At 64.3% G+C, this 16,531-nt stretch carries 15 protein-coding genes; 4 read left to right on the top strand and 11 right to left on the bottom strand.

The features are described from left to right. Positions 1-355: 355 nt before the first annotated feature. Together EV668_RS24145 and EV668_RS24140 are read left to right on the top strand one after the other, a co-directional pair. Positions 356-1,462, top strand: a complete 1,107-nt coding sequence (locus EV668_RS24145) for a sensor histidine kinase (protein WP_245513427.1) — start codon at positions 356-358, stop codon at positions 1,460-1,462. After that, complete coding sequence (locus tag EV668_RS24140) at positions 1,459-1,833, top strand: response regulator (protein WP_133775039.1); 375 nt, start codon at positions 1,459-1,461, stop codon at positions 1,831-1,833. The genes EV668_RS24145 and EV668_RS24140 overlap by 4 nt, the downstream gene beginning before the upstream one ends. Here EV668_RS24140 and EV668_RS25650 read toward each other — a convergent pair. The 5 genes from EV668_RS25650 to EV668_RS24120 form a co-directional block, all read right to left on the bottom strand. Continuing rightward, entirely contained in the window at positions 1,825-2,085 is a 261-nt protein-coding gene (locus EV668_RS25650; RefSeq protein ID WP_280960138.1) for a low affinity iron permease family protein, read from the bottom strand. The two genes, EV668_RS24140 and EV668_RS25650, sit on opposite strands and share 9 nt — an antisense overlap. Before the next feature lie 204 nt (positions 2,086-2,289). After that, positions 2,290-2,898, bottom strand: coding sequence for a cysteine hydrolase family protein (locus EV668_RS24130; RefSeq protein WP_133775037.1), 609 nt, complete (start codon positions 2,896-2,898; stop codon positions 2,290-2,292). Next, a complete protein-coding gene (locus EV668_RS24970; RefSeq protein WP_166652623.1) occupies positions 2,898-3,047 on the bottom strand; it encodes a hypothetical protein in 150 nt (49 codons plus the stop codon). Before EV668_RS24970 ends, EV668_RS24130 begins: the two co-directional genes overlap by 1 nt. Before the next feature lie 211 nt (positions 3,048-3,258). Then, entirely contained in the window at positions 3,259-4,224 is a 966-nt protein-coding gene (locus EV668_RS24125; RefSeq protein WP_166652622.1) for an SDR family oxidoreductase, read from the bottom strand. Between the two features lie 208 nt (positions 4,225-4,432). Next, a complete protein-coding gene (locus tag EV668_RS24120; protein WP_245513425.1) occupies positions 4,433-5,251 on the bottom strand; it encodes an exodeoxyribonuclease III in 819 nt (272 codons plus the stop codon). Positions 5,252-5,334: 83 nt separating this feature from the next. Here EV668_RS24120 and EV668_RS24115 point away from each other — a divergent pair, with 83 nt between their 5' ends. Beyond that, positions 5,335-5,865: a hypothetical protein gene (locus EV668_RS24115; protein WP_133775034.1), complete on the top strand. Its 531-nt coding sequence runs from the start codon at positions 5,335-5,337 to the stop codon at positions 5,863-5,865. A 3-nt stretch (positions 5,866-5,868) separates the two neighbouring features. Here EV668_RS24115 and ku read toward each other — a convergent pair whose 3' ends face one another. The 4 genes from ku to EV668_RS24095 form a co-directional block, all read right to left on the bottom strand. Then, positions 5,869-6,744 (bottom strand): non-homologous end joining protein Ku, encoded by an 876-nt coding sequence (ku, locus tag EV668_RS24110; RefSeq protein WP_133775032.1) that lies wholly within the window; start codon positions 6,742-6,744, stop codon positions 5,869-5,871. 297 nt (positions 6,745-7,041) lie between these two features. Beyond that, positions 7,042-9,672, bottom strand: a complete 2,631-nt coding sequence (gene ligD / locus EV668_RS24105) for a DNA ligase D (protein ID WP_133775030.1) — start codon at positions 9,670-9,672, stop codon at positions 7,042-7,044. A gap of 102 nt (positions 9,673-9,774) precedes the next feature. Further along, positions 9,775-10,959, bottom strand: coding sequence for an aminotransferase (locus tag EV668_RS24100; protein ID WP_133775028.1), 1,185 nt, complete (start codon positions 10,957-10,959; stop codon positions 9,775-9,777). Between the two features lie 63 nt (positions 10,960-11,022). Next, positions 11,023-11,394, bottom strand: coding sequence for an SET domain-containing protein (locus EV668_RS24095; protein WP_133775026.1), 372 nt, complete (start codon positions 11,392-11,394; stop codon positions 11,023-11,025). Positions 11,395-11,447: 53 nt separating this feature from the next. Here EV668_RS24095 and EV668_RS24090 point away from each other — a divergent pair, with 53 nt between their 5' ends. Continuing rightward, positions 11,448-12,764, top strand: a complete 1,317-nt coding sequence (locus EV668_RS24090) for a phosphoribosylamine--glycine ligase (protein WP_133775024.1) — start codon at positions 11,448-11,450, stop codon at positions 12,762-12,764. Positions 12,765-12,774: 10 nt separating this feature from the next. Here the strand turns inward: EV668_RS24090 and EV668_RS24085 are convergent, their stop codons facing one another. Both EV668_RS24085 and EV668_RS24080 read right to left on the bottom strand, forming a co-directional pair. Continuing rightward, positions 12,775-13,836, bottom strand: coding sequence for a patatin-like phospholipase family protein (locus EV668_RS24085; protein WP_245513423.1), 1,062 nt, complete (start codon positions 13,834-13,836; stop codon positions 12,775-12,777). Between the two features lie 658 nt (positions 13,837-14,494). Further along, on the bottom strand, positions 14,495-16,531 hold the full coding sequence (locus tag EV668_RS24080; RefSeq protein ID WP_133775020.1) for a sugar nucleotide-binding protein: 2,037 nt from the start codon (positions 16,529-16,531) through the stop codon (positions 14,495-14,497).

Below are 16,531 nucleotides of genomic sequence, written 5' to 3'. Positions count from 1 at the left end.
GACCGATTCCGAATGCCTCAATCCAAATGCGGCTGTTCCGATCCGTTCCGTCCGGGTCCGCGAGGATCTTCGTCGTCGCGCTGGGACGCTTGGCGGTTTTCGCGACACCTCCCTCGAGAGGTCCGCTAACCCATCGGAGGATCCGGCCTCATCGCAGGTCGGCCGCAGCCGGCCTGTCCCGCGAGACGAACGACCTCAAACGCCGGCAGAGCTCGGCGCCGCGCTCCGGCCTGAGGCTTGGGAAGGACAACCGGACATGCCCGTCCTGCCCGGTTCCGAAGCTGCTTTCCAACCTCAGCGGCACGCGCTACCTAGCTGCGGCACAAACTTGGCCAGAGAGGAGTGGCTCCCTCCCATGCAGATGTCCGTCTCCGCTGAGATCCAGGAGACAGCGAGAATCGCGGCGCTCCATAGCTTCGGGGTGCTCGATACGCCGCCGGAGCCGGACTTCGACGAAATCGCGCAGCTGGCCTCAGAGATATGTGGAACACCGATCGCTGTGGTGAACTTGATCGCGGAGGGACGTCAGTTCTTCAAGGCGGAAGTGGGTCTTGGCGTGCGCGAGACGGCGCTGGAATCCTCGTTCTGCGCCAAGGCGATCCTTGAGGACGAGTTCCTTGTGGTCCCGGATGCGACCCAGGACTCGCGGTTCGATTGCAATCCGCTGGTCATCGGCGAACCCAGGCTGCGTTTCTACGCGGGCGCCTTGCTCAAGACCGCGGAGGGGCACGCGATTGGCACTGTCTGCGTGCTGGATTTTAAGCCGCGGACGCTGACGCCGCTCCAGGAGCGAACCCTGCGGACCCTCGCCCGGCAGGTGATGCGCCAACTCGAGCTTCGCCGTGCCCTCGAGGAGCGGGACATGGCGCAGACCCAGCAACGGGTGCTCAACCAGGAGCTCGCCCACCGCCTAAAGAACACCCTATCTCTGGTCCAAGCCATCGCAGGCCAGACATTGAAGGACGTCGAGGATCGCGCCGCGGTCAACGCCTTCGAACGGCGCCTGCTCGCGCTCGCCAATGCCCACGACGTCCTGCTGCAGGAGAGCTGGAGCGCCGCATCCATCCGAACCGTGATGGAGCGGGTGCTCTCTTTGCATGGAGACGCGGGTAGGTTCGCAATAGCCGGCGGGAACATCCGAGTAGGCCCGAAAATGACCCTCGCCATGTCGCTGCTGCTGCATGAGCTCGCCACCAACGCGATCAAGCACGGCGCACTCTCCAACGACAGGGGCCGCGTGCGGATCAGCTGGAACTCCGAGGAAGGGGCTGATGGCCCGGAATTCGTGCTGAAGTGGGAAGAGGAGGGCGGTCCTCCTGTGGTCGAGCCGAAGAGGCGGGGATTCGGGTCTCGGCTGCTTCGGATGGGCCTCGCGGGAACCGGAGGCACCGAGAAGACTTATGCGCCCTCGGGTTTTCGAGCCGTATTCAAGGCTCCAATGGATGTGGTCAGGGCACAATGAGCGGGTCTGCCCGGAAGGTGGTCCTCGTCGTCGAGGACGAGCCGCTCCTCCGCATGATGGCGGTGGACTTGGTCGAAGATGCTGGGTTTGATGCGGTCGAGGCCGCAGATGCAGACCAAGCCGTCCGCATCCTCGAGACGCGGACCGACATCCGGATTGTCTTCACGGACATCGACATGCCGGGCTCCATGAACGGGATGAAGCTGGCTGCCGCTATTCGCGATCGGTGGCCTCCGATCGAGATCATTCTCACCTCGGGGCACTTCGACCGGCAGGACGTCGAGCTTCCGCCCCGGAGCGTCTTCTTCCCGAAGCCCTACGATCGACAAACCGTAACTGACCAGCTTCATCGCATCGCGGCCTTACGCTGACCGCGGTCGCTGCCCTTCGTCCGGATCCTTCCCGCTCCGTGCCTGTTCGGCACGCTTCTCGAAATCCTCGCGGATGGATTCGAGTTTCCCCTCATCTAGCTCCTCGAGATCCATCAGCTCCTCGCGGGCGCCCTCGACCTTCGAAAGCAACTCATCCAGCTTGATGTGGAGAGCCGCGGTATCGCGGTTCTGGCTGTTCTGGATGATGAAGACCATCAGGAACGTGATGATGGTGGTCGACGTGTTGATCACGAGCTGCCAAGTGTCGTTGAAGCCGAAAACCGGTCCCGAGGGCCCCATAGCACGATGACAGCGCAGGCGGCCGCGAAGGTCACGGGCTTGCCGGCCCAGCGCGCCACGGCCTGCGACAGGCGGGTGAAGAGCGACGCCTGACTTCCAAGCTCGGCGAGAGGGACGCGTCCGGCCATCAGTAATTCCCTGTAGTGAGAAGCCCTGTCAGAGAGGGTCTGGGCGCCACCGCTCGATGATTTCCGCAACCGACATCACGGAAACATGCGAGCGATATCGCTCTCGGTAGAGCGTCACGGATGCGTCGTGGGTGTCGTCCGAAGAGCTGCAGACGCAATCCTCCGCCAACACGACGTGAAATCCATGGTCGATCGCACCTAACACGGCCGCGAGGACACAAACGTCGGTCTCCCCGCCTGAGACGATGATCGTCCCAACTTGGCGCCGGGCAAGGCTCTCATGGAGTGCTGTCCGGTGCCAGGGGGAATAGACGGCCTTGTCGAAAACCCGTGCCGGCGGCACGAAACGGCTCAGCTCGGGAACAAGCTCGACCATCTCTGGCGCCAGTTCGTGCAGCGTCATCATCGACCAGCGGCGATAATAGCGGCGCCAGTCACCTCGGGCGTCATCGGCTCGGGCAACCGGGACGAAACGGGCAAAAATGGTCGATGCAGGGCCCATAGCGGCAAGGAACTCGACCTTGGGAAGCACCTTAGAGAACCAAGGGGTATGCCACTCGGTGTCGCCGGCAAACATGCGCTGCATGTCCACGCAAAGATGCACGGTCGGGCGGGCGAAGGGGTCGAAGTCCATCATCACGGATTCGCCTTGGGACGATTGAACCGAAGCTTGTCGCCGATCACCGCGAGCGTCGGAGCTAGGCCGGGGCCGTTGGTCAGGAAAATGGTGGCTTCGCCTCGGCTGATGCCGAACACGATCCATAGGGCGAGGACGGCGGCCAGCAAACCCGAGTCTTGATCGAAAGGTCAGCGGCGATCGTGTCGCCAAGCATTGACAGCCTGTGGGAATTGCGACGCTGCGTTTATGCCTCCAGCGGCAAAGCCCAAGGCGGCTATGGCATCCATCGTGATGGCCTCTGTAGCGGACCGTGGAGCAGCATGCCGCCGAGCCTCCGACCCGACGCTCGATTTCTGGTCGATGTCGATCAAATGCGGATCAATAACCCCCGATGATGGGCAGAACCTCACCGGTGATGTAGCTGGAGCATTGCGGAGAGGCGAGGAACACATAAGCGGGAGCGATCTCTTCGGGCTGTGCCGGGCGCTTCATCACGGCCTGGGAGCCGAACTTGCTGACTTCCTCGGCCTCACGATCCGACGGGTTGAGGGGCGTCCAGACGGGTCCGGGCGCCACTGCGTTCACACGAATGCCTTTGGGAATGAGATTGCCAGACAACGCGCGCGTGAAGGCGTGGATGCCGCCCTTCGTCGTGGAGTAGTCGACCAATGCCTTGGAACCGTCGATGCCCGTGATCGATCCCGTGTTGATGATCGCGGAGCCGGGCTTCAGATGGCGCACCGCCGCTTTGGCCATGTAGAAGTAGCCGTACAGGTTCGTCTTAACGGTTGTGTCGAAATGCTCTGGGGTCAGGTCGTCGAAATCTTTCGTATGCACCTGGAAGGCTGCATTGTTCACCAGGATATCCAGTCGTCCGAGATCCTCGACTGTCTTCGCCACGACGCGGTCGCAATGGTCCCGCTCGGTCACGTCCGCTTGGATGACAAGACAGCGCCGTCCCTCCTTTTCCACGGCCTTGCGGGTGACCTCGGCGTCCTTGGCCTCATCCAGATGGACAATCGCGACATCCGAGCCCTCGCGAGCGAAAAGCACGGCGACTGCCCGACCTATGCCGGAGTCGCCACCGGTGATCAGGGCGACCTTTCCGTCCAGCTTCTTTGAGCCGATGTAGAAGGGAGCGTCATAGAAAGGAGCCGGGTCGAGTTCGTGCTCCTGACCGGGTTTCGCCTGGTGCTGGGCGGGAAACGGCGGCTCGGGATAGACACGTGCCCCGGCTTGCATCGCCTTCTGCACCTGCTCGCCGCCGGCCGAGGCTTGATCGGCCGAGGCCACCTGGTCCTGGACGTCCCGTTGCTTCTGGCTTTCCGCTGCGATCTTCGACATGCGATCTCTCCTCGTTGCAGAGCGAATGCAGGGTCGAACGCGATGTTCCCTATGGCTCAGGCGAAGACGGGGCCGCGCGCTGACGGGGGGAACTGGAATGCGCTTCAACAAAGCGCGTCGTGCGCACACCGACGACGTCGTGTCTTTCGTTCTGAGGGAGCGACGGACCGACCCGCGAGAGATCGTGAACACCAACGTCGCAATCATCTCATTCGCGGCGGAGTATAATCCACGCTGGCGCATGATCGCTGGCAGCAGTTTCCCCGCGCACATTTCGGTCCACGCCAGCTTCCATGAGGCGTGGCCGTATGATGTCGTTGAGAAGCAGGTGATCCAATCTGAGCCCGGCGTCGCGAGCCCAGCGGTTGCGGAGATAGCTCCAGAACGTGAACATTGGCTCGCTAGGATGCAGGAAGCGGATCGCGTCAGTCCATCCGCCTCCCAGGACACGCGAGAAGGCTTCGCGACTCTCCGGCCGAAGCAAGGCGTTCCCGTCGAAGGACGTCGTCGGGTAGATATCCGCGTCGGTCGGCACGACGTTGAAGTCACCGGCCAGCACGACAGGCACGCCTTCCCTTTGCAGAGTTGTCGCGTGCCCGATCAAGCGCTCGAACCACTGAATCTTGTAATCGAACTTGGGGCCGGGCGCGGGATTGCCGTTGGGCAGGTAAATCGAGGCGACGAGGATCCCTTTTGCGGCGGCCTCGACGTAGCGCGCCTGGACGTCATCAGGGTCGCCGGGCAGCGCGGTGCGCGTCAGCACCGGTTCGCTCCCCTTGGACAGGATCGCGACGCCGTTCCATGTGCGCTGGCCGTTCCAGACGGAGCTGTACCCGATGTCCCTGAACGCCTCGTCCGGGAACCGCACATTCTCGCATTTCAGTTCCTGCAGACAGACGATGTCGGGCTCGCGGTCGACGAGCCAGCGAACGACGTTGGGAAGGCGCTTGACCACGTCGTTGACGTTGAACGTGGCGAGCTTGAGGGTATCGTGCTTGGGACGTGACGTCCTTGTCGCTCGGACCACCTCTGCCTCCGATCGGTCGGCTCCGGACATGCGAAGCCGGATGTTAACGGGTTGCCCGGAGCCTCGGGTTCCGGGAGCGTGACATGGCGACGAAGAGGAAGCCTCAACCGAAGCTGAAGGTCTTCCAGGCGACGATCGGGTTTTACGACACGGTTGTCGCCGTCCCGAGTCAAGCGGCGGCATTGCGGGCCTGGGGCACCAGCCAGAACCTGTTCAAGGACAAGACGGCGCGACCGAGCGAGGACGAGCAGGCCACAAAAGCGGCGCTCTCGAAGCCGGGTGCTGTCCTGCGCCGGCCGATCGGGACGAAGGCGGCGTTCGGTATCGATGCGGGCCTGCCGGAGATCCCGGATCTTCCCCCGCCCACCAAGAAGACCACCAAGAAGCGGAAGTCCCCGGACCGGAAGGCCCTGGATCAGGCGGAAGCGGAACTCGGCCGGATCGAGGAACGGGGTCGGACCGAACGTGCCGCGTTCGAGACGCGGCGTCAGGAACTCGATGCCGAGGAAGCGCACGCGGAGGAACGCCTTCGGAAGGCGGTGGACAAAGCCCGGGATCGGATCGCGCGCGAACGGCAGGCCTTTCTCGATGCCGGCGGGAAGCCGAAGACGTAGACGTCAGCCCGCCTTGCGCTGTCTTGCTCCTGCCGACGCCTTGGTCTTCGGCTTTCCGGGGCTCTTTCCGCTTTTCGGCGATTTCGGCGCCGTGGTTTTTGAAGCTCCCTTCTTGCCGAGACTGGCACGAAGCGCCGCCATCAGGTCGATCACGTTGGTGCTCTCGGGCGGCTCGACCTTCTCGATCTCGCGCCCCTTGCGCTTCGCCTCGATCATCTCGCGGAGCGCGTCTTCGTAACGGTCGACGAATTTGGAGGGATCGAACGGAGCCTCCTTCTGAGCGATGATGCGGCCGGCGATCTCGACCATCTCCCTGTCGGGCTTCTTGGTCTTGATGTCGCGGAACACGTCGTTCGCGTTCCGCACCTCGTCCTTGCTCCGCAGCGACCACGCCATCATGCCCTTGCCGCTCGGCTCCACCGCCAGGAGCCTCTCGCGGGTCGCGATCACCGCGCGTCCCAGTGCGATGCGGCCTGCATCCGCCATGGCGTCACGGATGACGGCGAAGGCCTCCTGGGCAAGGTCGCCGTCCGGAGCGAGAAAGTAGGGATGATCCCAGTAGGTGCGATCGATCTCTTCGGCCGGCACGAACCGCTCGATGTCGATGGTCCTCGTGCTCTCCAGCTTCACCGCGTCGATCTCGTCGTCGGTGATCAGGACATACTTGTCCTTCGAGACCTCGAAGCCCTTTACCAGGTCCTTGCGCTCGATCGGTCCCGTATCCGGGTCGGTGGTCACCATCCGGATACGGTTGTTCGTCTTGGGGTTTATTAGGTGGAAGTGGACGTCGCCGGCGGCGTTGAGGGCCGTGTAGAGCGCCACAGGACAGGTGACGAGCGACAGCCGAAGGTGGCCACGCCAGCTGGGTCGTAACGCCATGTTGATACTCCGATCAGACGATCTCCGGCGCTTCACCGGGGTCGAGGTACGTGAGGCAGCTGCGTTCGTGACCGGTCAGGACGTCGCATACGACGACCCCAACCTCGGGCTCGTCCACCCCGAAGGAACGACGTTACAAAAAGGCGGTGGCGACCGCTTCCGGACTGCTCTCGCGCAGCAGCCAGCCATGGTGATGGCCGTCGCTGGGGGGGCCTGACGCGGTAGAGGCGGTGATCATCCATTTCGAATTCCTCAAGGCCTCAACGCCCGTGGGATCGAAAAGCCCCCGTCGAGCGCTTACGCTTTCGCGAGCCGTTCGACCACCTGTCTGAGCGGCCTTTTGCTATCGCCATAGTCGTGCCACGGATCCGCCTTTCGGATCAGCTCCGGGACCGTTCGAATCGTGTACTTCGACGGATCGAGCCCCTTCCTCACTTGGTTCCAACGCACGGGCATGGAGACGGGCGCGCCGGGTCGTCCGCGCGGCGAATAGGGAGCGACCGCCGTCGCCATACGGTCGTTGCGCAGGTAGTCGAGGAAGATGCGGCCGACGCGCTTGGCTTTCGCCATGTTGATCAGGAAGCGATCGGGATGGTCGGAGGCCATCGCCTTGCAGACGTTCCTGGCGAAGGCCTTGGCGGTCGGCCAATCGACGCCCTGCCCATCGACCGGCGTGACCACGTGCAGCCCCTTGCCGCCGGTCGTCTTGCAGAAACCGACGAGGCCGAGGGCCTCGAGAAGGTCGCGGATATCACGCGCGGCGACGATCACCTGCTCGAAGGGCACGTCGGGGGCGGGATCGAGGTCGAAGACCAGCCGTCCGGGCGTCTCGGGATCGAAGGGTTCGCAATTCCAGGGATGCAATTCGAGCGCACCGGCCTGCGCGGCTGCCACGAGCGCCTCGACACGGTCGAACTGGACGTAGGGCTTCCGGTCGCCGAACACGGTCACGGAAGTCATGAGGTTGGACTGGCCGCGCCCGACATGGCGCTGGAAGAAGCGCTCCTTGCCCTCGATCCCGTCCGGGAAGCGGATCATCGAGCATGGCCGGCCGCGGATGTGATCGATCAGACGCCCGCCCACCGCTTCGTAGTAGCGGGCGAGGTCGAGCTTGGTGACAGGTTCTCCGCTCCCGTCGTCCGGCCAGAGCGCCTTGCCCGCATTGCTGATGGTGACGCCCAGGACGGCCGCGGAGCCGCCCCTCCGCGCCGTCGCCCGGACCGGGTTCGACGGCAACTTCGGTTCGGTCGTCTTCGGAGCGGGCTCGACGGCCTGGACGTCCTCGGCCGGCTTGTCCTCGCGAAGGGCCTTGAACGCCGCCTGCCGCAGCAGGCCGTCCGCGCTGAAACCCTCATACTCGATCTCGGCGACGAGTTCGGGGCGGACCCAATGGACTTCACCGGTCTTGCTGCGGATGCGCTTGCCGCCGAACGGACTTTTATCGGTTGCGAGCGCCTTCAGCTTGGGAAGGATGTGCGCGACCTTCTTCTGGCCGAAGCCCGTCCCGATCCGGCCGACCTCCACGAGACGACCCTCGCGGTTCACGCCGGCGATCAGCGAGCGGAACTTGCCGGCGGTGGTCGTGTAGCCTCCGATCACGACCTCGTGGCCCGCCCGGCACTTCGACTTCGTCCAGGTCTCGCCACGGCCGGACCTGTAGGGAGCGTCAAGCCGTTTCGAAACGATGCCTTCGAGGTGCATCCTGCACGCCGACATCAGGACGGCGTCACCGGCCTCCACGAAGTGCTCGACGAAGCGCAGGCCGGCGGAGGCGCTGCGCAGACGCTCGCGCAGCCTGTCCTTGCGGTCGGTCAACGGCAGCGAACGCAGGTCCTCGCCTCCGTCGAAGAGAAGGTCGAAGGCGAAATAGACGAGGTCCAACGTGCGCTTGCCGGCGAGGGCCGCCTGGAGCGCGGAAAAATCGGGGGCGCCCGTCTCGTCGAGCGCCACAACCTCCCCGTCGTAGATCCCCTCGGGCAGCCTCGCGCCCGCCTCCAAGATCTCGGGGTAGCGGTCGGACCAGTCCAACCCCTTGCGCGTCTTGAGTGTCGCTCTCCGGTTTTCGACGCGCAACTGCATGCGATAGCCGTCGAACTTGATCTCGTGGCCCCATTGGAGACCGGATGGAGGGGACGCTCCGCTCCGAGCCAATTGAGGCTCGATGAAGGAGGGCAGGCTGATGCCAGCCGCGGGCTTTGCCGACCGAGCGGTCGCCTCCGTCTTCGCCTCGGTCTTGTCGCCGCGATGGCTCTGCCAAACGGCGGCCCGCGGGGCCCCTCGTCCGGTCATGAACGGCGTGACGTCCGCGCTTTTGCCCGCCGCGATCTCGGACATCGTGCGGCCGGACGCGACGGAACGATCCTCGTCGGACGGAGGGTCGGCTGCGTCGGTGGCTCCCTCGTCCCGATGCTTGATCAGGATCCAACTGGCTCGCCCACGCTGGTCCCGACGCGTTCGGACCAGGACCCAGGAACCGTGCATCCGCTCGCCTTCCATGACGAACTTCAGCTCTCCCTTCGCAAGCGAGCGCGAGATGTCTTCGAAGCCTTGCTCGGGCGCCCAATAGCCGCGATCCCAGAGCATGACGGTTCCGCCGCCGTACTGCCCTTTGGGTATGGTGCCTTCGAAGTCGCCGTATTCGAGCGGATGGTCTTCGACCTCCATCGCGAGCCGTCGGTCGCGTCGGTCGAGAGACGGTCCCTTCGGGACGGCCCAGGACTTGAACGCCCCATGATACTCCAGCCGCAGGTCGAAGTGGAGATGGCTGGCGGCGTGCTTCTGGATCACGAAGCGCAGGCTCTCGGAACGCTGTACGCCGGCATCCCCGGACGGCTCGTCCGTCTTCGTGAAATCCCTCTTCCGTCGGTACGGGGAGAGGTCGGCCTCCCCTGACCCTTCGGTGCCGGATCGCTTGCCCAATCGCGCCATCGAGCTTCCGCCCATCACAGACTGCCGCATAGCAAACGCGGCTCGCTCGCAGAGTTCCAAAGACGCTCTCTGGCGGAGCGAATCTCGCAGCTCCGGCAACGCTCAAGCGGTATGGACCCTCTGGAGACTATCGAAGGCTGAGAGGCGCGAACGGAGGTCGGCTGCCCGGGCAGACGTGATCGACGGCAAGGATAACCGCAAGTGACCGTCCTGATGAGGCCCGAAGCTGCCGCCGGGTATGGTGAGGACGCCGACCTGCGTCGCGAGCCCTGCCGAAATGGCGGACGCAGACGTACCCGGATAAGGGTGGCGCAGATAGGCGAAGTAGGCGCCGATCCCGTCGACCGTCCATCCGCTGCCTCGAAGCGCGTCGGTCAGGCGGGTCGAGGCAGCAAAGACCTGATCGCGCCGCGCGTCCCGCCAGCCATCGAGTTTCTGAACCCCCCACGTCATCGCGATCTGGATGGGCCGCCCGGCACAGATCTGAACGCAGTCCTGGACCTTGAGGATCTGGGGTGCGAGCGAGGCCGAAGCCATGATCGCGCCGAGCCGGTGACCAGGAACCGCGTAGCCTTTCGAGAAGCTGTAGAGGCCGATGACATCCTCCGGCCAAGCTCGGGTTGCGAGAGAGTGCGGAGCGTGCGGAGTACGACGGAAATCGCGATAGGTGTCGTCGACGATCAGCCAGGCTCCCCTGCGCCGGCATAGGTCATGAAACTGCGCGATCAGCTCCGTCGGATATTCGGCCCCCGTCGGATTGTTGGGTGTGACGAGAACGACCGCCCGTACCCCCTGGTCCATGGCGGCCGCGGCTTCCTCGACATCCGGCAGGTAGCCGGCTTCCGGTCGACATGGGAGCGGCCTCACATTGATGCCGAGCATATCGAACGTCATCTTGTGATTGAAATACCAAGGACTTGGAAGAAGAACCGCGTCGCCTCGCTGCAGCAGCGCCAAGGCGACGATGAAGAACGCCTGATTGCAACCGGCCGTGATCGTGACGCCTTCGGGATCGAAATCGCCGCCGTATAATGTCTGGAGGTGGTCCCGGTAGGCGATCCTGAGGCTCGATTCGCCGCGGACCGGTCCGTACCGCGCGGTGTCCGGGTCCGCAGCCGCGGCCGCGATGCGCGCCAGGAGTTCGCTGTCCGGGGGAAATGGTGGCCCCGCCTGGCTGAGGTCCATCGGAAGGCCGAGCGCGCCGTCGTACCGGTCCAACCACGACCGAGCTTCGAGGATGGCAGGTTCAGCGGTGGCGACCACCAAGGGGTTCGGTTCTGGCATCATCAGTCCGCGCTCGCGCCGGACAATCTCCCTCGTGGCCCTTCGTTCCGACACAGCGGGCCGACGCTATCGGAAGCCGTCGAACCCGACCGAGATCGAACGATAGTCGCACGTCAGCTCTTCGCCCTCCACGATGTCGCGAATGGCGTATGAGGTGGTCCCTCGGCTCACGACGTTGGGCCTCACGTCATGGTTCATGAACTTCGCGTGGTCGCAGGAGACGACGAGGTAGGCGGGAAAGTCATGGGAGACGTAGGCGTACCGGTCGAGGAAGTCGCGAAAGACGGAGCCGTAACGGTCTGCGTCGGCCGGCTCGATAAGAAGATCGAGCCCTTTGACGAACCTCCAGACCGCGGTGCCTGCAGAGATGCGTTCGCTCGCGAACAGGCCCAGCCCTTCGATCAAACTCGGGGCGACATAGGTCCGGACGAGGAGCATACCGTCAGCATAATCGTCCTTCCGAAGTTCGGAAGGGGTACCGGGAGACGGAGATGCGCTTTCTCGGGATTGGCGAGAGCTGCGACCTCAATTCGCTGTACAAAAGTCTGATCGAAGCCGGGCATGAGGTCCGGGTGCATATCGGCGAGCAGATGTGCCACGGGGTGATGGCCGGCATCGTCCGGCGCGTCGACTCCTGGCAGGAGCACCTGGACTGGGTGCGCGAGGCCGGCCCCGACGGGATCATCCTGTTCGAGAGCGTGGCGGGCCAGAGCGGCGCTTTACAGGACAGACTGCGCGCCGATGGGCTGAATGTCATCGGAGGATCCGCCTTCGGCGACAGGCTGGAGAACGACCGCACCTTCGGCCAGGAAATAATGGCCGGGTTCGGCATGCGGACGGCGCGAAGCTGGGGTTTCGACGACGCCGCGGCCGCGGTGAGCCACATCGAGGCCAATCCCGGCCGTTACGTCCTGAAGTTCTCAGGGGTCGAGGATTTCGCCGCGGGCGACAACTATGTCGGCCGCATGGTCGACGGACGCGACGTCGCGGCGATGGTGCAGGCGAGGATGCGCCAGCGTGACGGGAAACCGACGAGGTTCATCCTGATGGACCACGTTGAGGGCGTCGAGATGGGGGTCGGCGCCTATTTCAACGGGCACGATTTCCTGGAGCCGGCCTGTCTCGACTGGGAGCACAAGAGGTTTTTTCCCGGGGACCTTGGCGAGCTGACCGGGGAAATGGGGACCGTCGCCACCTACTGCGGAACGAAATCCTTCTTCGAAGCGACGTTGGCGAGGGTCGCCCCGCTGCTGCGCGAGCACGGCTATCTCGGCTACATCAACATCAACACCATCGTGAACGCTGAGGGAATCTGGCCGCTCGAATTCACCTGTCGGTTCGGTTATCCGGGCTTCGCGGTTCTTGCGCCCCTCCAGCGAACAGGATGGGCGCAGCTCTTCCGATCCATGGTCACGCGTTCGTCGACGCGCTTCGAGACGCACGACGGTTACAGCGTAGGTATCGTGATGACGACGAGGCCTTTTCCTTTCACCAGGGCATGGGTCCCGGAAGAGCTCGGTCTGCCGGTCCTCTTCGACGGCGCGCCCACGGAAGCCGACATTGCCAACCTGCACTGGGGCGAGATGGCACTCGATCCGTCCGGACAGCCCGTGACAGCGGGCTTTCACGGCTGGACGATGGTAGTCACGGGCCTCGGCGACACAGTAACGGAGGCTCAGAAGGCTGCCGTCTCGCTCGCGGATCGCATCGTCATTCCGGATGTTCGATACCGGCGCGACATCGGAGACAAGCTGATCAGCGGCCAGCTCGACACCTTGCGGGCCCTCGGCCTCTACGACGGGCGGTGAGCCCGTGCTGCTACGGGCGATCTGAATATCGCGACGCCTCGGCCGCGGAAGCGTCCGGCTGGGAGGCCGAGAGCGTGACATAATCCAGCCCGGGCCTCGGACCGGCCGCGTTCAGGCGGTCGAAGCCGGTGCGAAGATCCATGGCGCCCGCCGCCCAGCGGTCTCTGATGGATGAGGGCGAGAAGTCGATAGCCTTCATCGAAAGTTCATGCGCTGGAGCCTGATAGGCGAGATGCAGAAGCCGGACTGACGGCGAGTCAGGCACGATTTCCGTGCGAAGCCCGTATTCTCGCTGGAGCGCCTCGATGGATTTCCGCGTCGGACTGGCAAACAGGATATCCTGCGTGCGCTCTAGAACTGCATCGATGGACGCGGGCCGAGGACTTCCGAGGCTGAACAGCTCCAGCAGAATGACGGTTGTCTCGCGTTCGGGGGGATTCGCGAAGGCGATATCGACGGGAGTGTTGTTCACGTAACCTGGGTCGCACAACATCCGGCCATCGATCTCGACCGGCGCGAAGCCGGGCGTGATGGCAGAACTCGCCAGGATGTGATGGGGCCCGATGCGGTCCTTCCGGTTGTCGAACACGACCTCTCCCCCCGTTTCGATGTCCACGGCCGCAACCGAGAAGCGGATTTCCGCACGGTTCAGGAGGTCGAAGTCGACGAGGCGCTCGAGGGTCGCTGCGAGAGGTCTATGATCGTAGAGCGCGATATCGTTCTGCGGTCCAGGAAAAACTCCCCAGAAACCTGGCCACCGATGTCTGAAGATGCTGGGCCGCCCGAACAGCGCGGCCCATGCCACGTGCCAGCCGTTGTAATACTGACGCAGCTTCGGATCGGACGGCCCGAGAGGGGTCGCCGTGGTGGCCTCAGCCCAGAATTCCCGCAGCCGCTCGATCCGGCGCTCGCGCGAATTGCCGACGATGATGGCGCCCGTGACGGCGCCGGCGGACGCACCGATGATCCAGTCAGGACGGATATCCCGGTGAACCATCTCCTCATACGCACCGGCATGGTACGCCGCGAGGGCGTTGCCACCACCGAACACGAGGATCGTTTGCGGGGCCAATGTCATTCCTCAAATGCGGTGATTCGGCCCGCCTTGCGGGGCCTCCAAACGGATCGCGGCTTTTCGGTGAGCCCCTGGCTGTGAACGGGCGGCTCACCTCCGTCCACGCACCAAATCGATGCCTCGCTGAAGGCGAAACTGGGGAGGCCTATCCTTTTCCGGCTCGGGTTGAGTGCGGCCGATATCTCGTCCTGACGCTGCGCGACCGCCTTCGACTGATCGCCGGCGGTCTCCAGTGGCTTGGCTGCGGCCGCCCGGTATCGACCGGCCGACGCCCGGGATTGCGACTGAGCCACGGTCCTCCCGCTCCTTCCGCGTCTTCGGCTCGGGTCTCCCACTCTCGCCGCCCCCGCCAATGATGAGCCGCTGGGCCTCGGATTGACGGCCGTCATCCCTCGCGAGGGGTTTGTCGACATCGTCGTCGCTGTGTGCCCAAGTCGCCCTCCTGTCGCTCAGGCTCAACGAGCAGATGCGGGCGGCGTTCCGAAGCCGCCTCTGGAAACGCGGGGCCCGTTCATCGCGTCGATGTCTTGGGAGATCCGCCCGCAAGGATGGAATTGACGGCGCGACGTCTACACGTGACGTTCCCGCTTCGGCGGGAGCGAGGGGCCACGGTCAGCGGCCGAAGCGCGACGAGAACAACGCAGCCGCCGCTCGTTCACTCTGCGGCTTCCAAGGCCACGCTGCGCGCGGCTTCCAGCCTTCCTGCCTCGCGGGCCAGGGCGCTTTCTAGCGACGGCATGATGACGCCGCGATTTGCCGCGAGGAAGGGCGTCGCTCGGCTTGGGTTCCCTGTGCCGTGGGGATCCCCGTTTACGAGATGCCAGACTCCCCGTTCCTCATCGAGCAGGAGATCGAAGACCACATGAATGAGATCGGGAACATAGCTGAACCGGCCATCGATCGATTGAGACTCGATCGGTCGGGACGCCGGCTCAACGATATTCCCCCTCATCGGATAGTCGGATCCGGGGCCGAACAACATGCCGGCTCGCACCACCAAAGCGCCGGCGTGCTGGGCCGTCACTGCCTCTTCCCGGGCCGCCTGCCGGTGCCCCCACACGCTTCCCGGCGACGGAAGGCCGTCTTCCGAAGCCGCTCGTCCGGGTCGGGCATCGAAGACGTCCGATCGTGAGAGGAGGCAGAAGGGCAAGCCGTTGCGAGCGGCGAAGGCCGGCCAGGACGTCAGGTCCTCGCTAACCGTGGGACCTGGGCAAGCAAAGTCGCTGGCATCCAGAACGGCCCATGGGGCGTGCTCTGCAAAACGAACGATCGCACCGTCATGGCGTCCGGGTACACGCTGGATCTCGAGCCCCCGATGCCGGGCGATGCGCAGGCACTCCGCTGCAAACCGATCGTCGGAGCCGACCAGCAGAATGGTCGCTTCAGATCCACGCGTGATCTCGGGCGCTGACGCTTCCGGTTCGTAGAACCGACCGTCGCGACGCCACCAGCCGGGCGTGGCGAGCACGGGATGATCGAACCTGCCCGTCTCGGCCAGGAAGCGGGCGGCGTGAGCCAGAGCGGTGGGGCGAGGCTTCTTCCCCCTGACGTCGAAGGCGCCCGCCTCATAGAGGTGTTCCTTCCGGGTCAGAAGCGAGTTCCAATCGTAGGCGCCGAACATCGACCAGAGGGTCACGGCGCGGAAGTCGAAGCCCTCTTCCCGCGCCGCGAGCCCCGCCGACCACGCCATGTGCAGCCAGCGGAGCTGCTCGTCTCGGCTACAGCCATGATGCACCTCGGTCAGAGCGAGCGGACCGCCGTAACGAGCGGCAACTTCCCGGATGCGGGCAAGCGGGCCGACCTCCGAGTCGAGATGTCCGATGCGGACAGCCTCGACATCCGCGTAAAGCTCGCGTCCATTCCCGCCGTGAAACGCCGGTGGGTAGCGGCCGACGTCTCCGTCCAGGTATCGCTCGCTCGTCAGATAGTGGTTGATCCCGATCATGTCGGGCGAGCGAACCGTCAGGAAGGTCCGAAGTTCATCTTCGCTGATTCCGTGATCCCGCAGGATGGGCCAGAAGGGATGAACCGGGTCGACGCGGCCGCAGAGGAGATCAAGAGAAAGCCACCGTCGCTCGTTCTCGTGGGACGCCTGATAGGCCAGCTCGCCAGTCGAGAAGACCCGCCCGATATCTTCCGTCTGGATCAGCTCGGCGCGAGGGTTCGTCTGGCGGATCGCCTTCATGGCCAGGACGGTCGCGGAGCACTGATTCACCAGCGCCCGCAGAAAATCCGGATAGCTGCGTCGGTGAGGATACCAATGCCCATAAAGCGCGCTGAAGCGCGCGGTCGTCAGCGGCTCGTTCACCGGCGTGAATCGATTGACCCATGGGTACCGACGCGCGACCTTCCGAGCGTGCTCGGCAAATCGCTTTGGGAAACGGGGGTCAAGAAGGTCGGTATCCCTCAATCCGCTCCCATGATGGAGCAGGCCCACGATGGGATCGATCCCGAGTTCTCGCAGGCGGGCGAGGCGGTCGTCGTGCCACGCCCAGTCCCGTCCCGCCGCGATATCGGGCGACGTCGCTTCCCAAAGCACCGGATAGCGGAGCGTCTTTATTCCGAGACCCGCCACGAGGTCGAGGTCGCCGATCCGACCGTGATGTCCCGTTTCGGCGAACTGGTCGCGATAGTCATCGCCGATCCTCGTGATCGTGCATTCGAGACCGCCCCAAAGCTGCACTCCGCTCAT

Source organism: Enterovirga rhinocerotis, assembly GCF_004363955.1.
Classification (GTDB): Bacteria; Pseudomonadota; Alphaproteobacteria; order Rhizobiales; family Beijerinckiaceae; genus Enterovirga; species Enterovirga rhinocerotis.
This window is presented reverse-complemented; position numbering and strand designations above follow the sequence as displayed.

What these genes read in the sequence shown, in the direction of transcription:
- EV668_RS24145 (WP_245513427.1), top strand. Translation starts at nt 356, where the DNA reads ATGCAGATGTCCGTCTCCGCTGAGATCCAGGAGACAGCGAGAATCGCG.
- EV668_RS24140 (WP_133775039.1), top strand. Translation starts at nt 1,459, where the DNA reads ATGAGCGGGTCTGCCCGGAAGGTGGTCCTCGTCGTCGAGGACGAGCCG.
- EV668_RS24130 (WP_133775037.1), bottom strand. Translation starts at nt 2,898, where the DNA reads ATGATGGACTTCGACCCCTTCGCCCGCCCGACCGTGCATCTTTGCGTG.
- EV668_RS24125 (WP_166652622.1), bottom strand. Translation starts at nt 4,224, where the DNA reads ATGTCGAAGATCGCAGCGGAAAGCCAGAAGCAACGGGACGTCCAGGAC.
- EV668_RS24115 (WP_133775034.1), top strand. Translation starts at nt 5,335, where the DNA reads ATGGCGACGAAGAGGAAGCCTCAACCGAAGCTGAAGGTCTTCCAGGCG.
- ku (WP_133775032.1), bottom strand. Translation starts at nt 6,744, where the DNA reads ATGGCGTTACGACCCAGCTGGCGTGGCCACCTTCGGCTGTCGCTCGTC.
- ligD (WP_133775030.1), bottom strand. Translation starts at nt 9,672, where the DNA reads ATGGCGCGATTGGGCAAGCGATCCGGCACCGAAGGGTCAGGGGAGGCC.
- EV668_RS24100 (WP_133775028.1), bottom strand. Translation starts at nt 10,959, where the DNA reads ATGATGCCAGAACCGAACCCCTTGGTGGTCGCCACCGCTGAACCTGCC.
- EV668_RS24095 (WP_133775026.1), bottom strand. Translation starts at nt 11,394, where the DNA reads ATGCTCCTCGTCCGGACCTATGTCGCCCCGAGTTTGATCGAAGGGCTG.
- EV668_RS24090 (WP_133775024.1), top strand. Translation starts at nt 11,448, where the DNA reads ATGCGCTTTCTCGGGATTGGCGAGAGCTGCGACCTCAATTCGCTGTAC.
- EV668_RS24080 (WP_133775020.1), bottom strand. Translation starts at nt 16,531, where the DNA reads ATGAGCGGAGTGCAGCTTTGGGGCGGTCTCGAATGCACGATCACGAGG.